Here is a 2722-nt window from a genome sequence, read left to right as displayed (position 1 = left end):
TACGCATCCGATAGCGGCCGCCTTGTGGTGGTCGAGTAGTCGCGCGAGTTAGCGGCAGTGCAAGCACTGACGTTTGCACTGAGGTTAGCGACGGTTCGGGTGTTCAGGCGGCTAATTCGGCCGGGTTGCTGTTCTGGAGGGTTTTCCAGGTCCACGGGAGGAGTTCGTGCAGCCGTTTCTGGGGCAAGTCGGCGATGCGGGCGAGGACATCGGTAAGCCAGGCGAGCGGATCGACATCGTTCAGGCGACAGGTGCCGATAAGTCCGAACATCATCGCGGCCCGTTCTCCGCCCCGGTCTGATCCCACGAAGCCCCAACTCTTCCTGCCACGAGCTACGCTGCGCAGAGGACGTTCCGCGGCATTGTTCGTAAGGCAGATCCGGCCATCTTCGAGGAAGGTGGTGAAGCCTTCCCAGTCGTCGAGGAAGTAAGCGATGGCCTGGGCCACGGGGTCGTGCCGGGAGAGGGTCTTTCGCTGCGTGTCGAACCAGGCTTTGAGCTGATCGACTAATGGGGCGACCTTTTCCTTTCGAACGGCCAGGCGTTCCTCGGCAGTCTTGCCGTTGATATCCCGCTCGACGGCGAAGATCTGGTCGATCATCTCCAGCCCCTCCCGCGCGAGTGGGGAGAGGAGCGGCACGCTTCCCTTCTTCTTGCCCTTCAGCTGGCTGGCCACATCGACCAGTACGAACAGCTTGCGCCTACCGTGTTGCCAGCAATTTGCGCGGGTCATAGCCTTATCCGCCCACCCTTGCTCGAACATCTCGTTGAAGCCGGCATAGCGATCGACCTGGAGGATCCCGGTGTAGCCGGCCAGGTGCGCGCGGGGATGTTCGCCCCTTCGGTTCCGGGAGTAACGACACATGAGAGCCGGCGGTGCCGGGCCGCCAAAGGGCCTGTCGTCGCACACATAATCCCAGATGCGGGCGACCTCGGTCTTGTATTTGGCGAGGAGAGGGACAGTGGTGTCGTCGGCGTGGATGCGCTCGGCGGCCAGCACATGGGCATCATTCAACAGGGAGATAGGTTTGAGCGCGGCACAGACAGCGCCGACCTGATCGGCGAGCGTCGAGAGGCTCAGGGGAATGCCCTGCGCCTCCAACCGGTCGCGCTGGCTGTTGAGCGGTTGATGCAGTCCATATTTCTGGAAGACGAGATCGGCCAGAAAGTGCGGGCCGAACATGCCCCGGGGCGTGACATGGAAGGGAGCCGGGGCCTGGCGGATCTTTTCACAGTGCCGGCAGGAGACTTTCTCGCGCACCGTCTCGATAACCTTGTGGCGCGCGGGCACCTTCTCCAGGGTTTTGGTGATGTCGGGCGGCAGATGGCTCAGTTCATCCGAACCGCAGCAGGGGCATTGTTCGGGTGCGGGGATAACGCGCTTCTCGCGCTCCAGATGGGCCGGGAAGTCGCGGCGGGGTCCCCGCTGGCGGGTGAAGGGACCAACGGTGGTTGTTTTGGCCGCGGCTTGCGCGGCGAGGCTCTCGGCTTCACTGGCATCGGCTTCAAGTTCTTCGAAGCTCAGTTCGAGCTGGCCGATAAGCCGGCTTGCCCGCTCCGATTTCGCTCCATATTTGTCGCGGCGCATGAGCGCGTTCATCAGTTCAAGATGCGCGTTGCGAGCAAGAAGATCGGCGTTGATCGCCTGGACCTGAACGGCTCTTGCCTCTGCCTCGAGCGCCTTGGCCTGAGCGGCCTGAGCTTCAGCCTGGGCTGTCCGGGCCAGTTCACGCGCCATAAGGAGCTCGGCATGCATCCGCAAAAGCTCAGGGGAAGCGTCGTCCGAGGGCATGGCTGCCCATAGCAAGAAATGCCCGGAAAACCTAGGCTTTTCGTAGGTTTTGGCCTGTTATTTCACCGCCCCGACGTCCCGTTCAAGCGGGCAGCGCGCCCTCATCGCGCGCCTGTCTTAGCCAACCTGACTGGGCCGCCAACTTCTCTGTGGGTTGCGCCAATCTATTCCCTCGAGCAAACAGGCCAGCGCCGAAGGGGTAAGCGCGATCGCCCCGTCCTTGGCCGAGGGCCAAATAAAATGCCCTCTCTCGAGACGCTTTGAATACAGCGATACCCCCAGCGCGTCGCTCCACAAAATCTTCACCAGATTGCCGCGGCGTCCGCGAAAAACATACAGATCCCCATCATGGAAGTTTCGACCCAGATGCTGCTCCACCAGACGGGCCAATGAGTTCATACCCGACCGCATGTCAGTATGACCGGTCGCAATCCAGATCTTCACATCCGCAGAAACCGGGATCATCGCAGGCTCCCCAGGATCGCGCGGACCAGGTCCGGCCGCGCCTCAGCCCCGAACCGGATCACCGCTCCCCGCGTCTCGATCTCCGCCGCGACGCGCAGGCTCTGCTGCCTCTCACTGGGCAAGCCATCGGAGGCAGCGGCCTTCATCACCACCGGCACAAACTTCCCTCCGGATCCCGATGGACAAACCCGCTGGGTCCGTTCCCGTCGCCAACGGTGGATCAGGCTTGGATGCACGTCCGCTGCCCGTGCAATATCCGCTACCACCGCCTCGGGAGCACAGGCCGCCAACACCAGCGCTTCCTTCTGCTCCGCAGTCCACGCCCGCCGGCGCTCCGGCCCAGAAATAACCGTTATCCGATCCATCACACCCTCATTAGCTCCGGTGCAAAACACTACGCTTGCACTCGCGCTAACTCCGACGCCGGTCACCTCAGAACAAGGCGGCCCTTATCGGATGCGTACG

3 protein-coding genes are annotated in these 2722 nt (G+C 62.5%); all 3 read right to left on the bottom strand.

The annotated features are described in order from the left end of the window. Nucleotides 1-103 precede the first annotated feature (103 nt). Nucleotides 104-1756, bottom strand: coding sequence for an IS66 family transposase (gene tnpC / locus SX1_RS22070; protein ID WP_167539661.1), 1653 nt, complete (start codon nt 1754-1756; stop codon nt 104-106). Nucleotides 1757-1909: 153 nt separating this feature from the next. After that, nucleotides 1910-2257, bottom strand: coding sequence for an IS66 family insertion sequence element accessory protein TnpB (gene tnpB / locus SX1_RS22065; protein ID WP_019054843.1), 348 nt, complete (start codon nt 2255-2257; stop codon nt 1910-1912). Next, complete coding sequence (gene tnpA, locus SX1_RS22060; protein ID WP_019054842.1) at nt 2254-2622, bottom strand: IS66-like element accessory protein TnpA; 369 nt, start codon at nt 2620-2622, stop codon at nt 2254-2256. Before tnpA ends, tnpB begins: the two co-directional genes overlap by 4 nt. Nucleotides 2623-2722: the final 100 nt, after the last annotated feature.

Source organism: Sphingobium xenophagum NBRC 107872 (assembly GCF_000367345.1).
GTDB lineage: Bacteria > Pseudomonadota > Alphaproteobacteria > Sphingomonadales > Sphingomonadaceae > Sphingobium > Sphingobium xenophagum.
The sequence above is the reverse complement of the archived record's forward strand: the minus strand, read 5'-3'. Positions and strand labels throughout refer to the sequence as shown.

Coding starts and splice junctions, on each gene's coding strand:
- tnpC (WP_167539661.1), bottom strand. CDS start 1,756: ATGCATGCCGAGCTCCTTATGGCGCGTGAACTGGCCCGGACAGCCCAG.
- tnpB (WP_019054843.1), bottom strand. CDS start 2,257: ATGATCCCGGTTTCTGCGGATGTGAAGATCTGGATTGCGACCGGTCAT.
- tnpA (WP_019054842.1), bottom strand. CDS start 2,622: ATGGATCGGATAACGGTTATTTCTGGGCCGGAGCGCCGGCGGGCGTGG.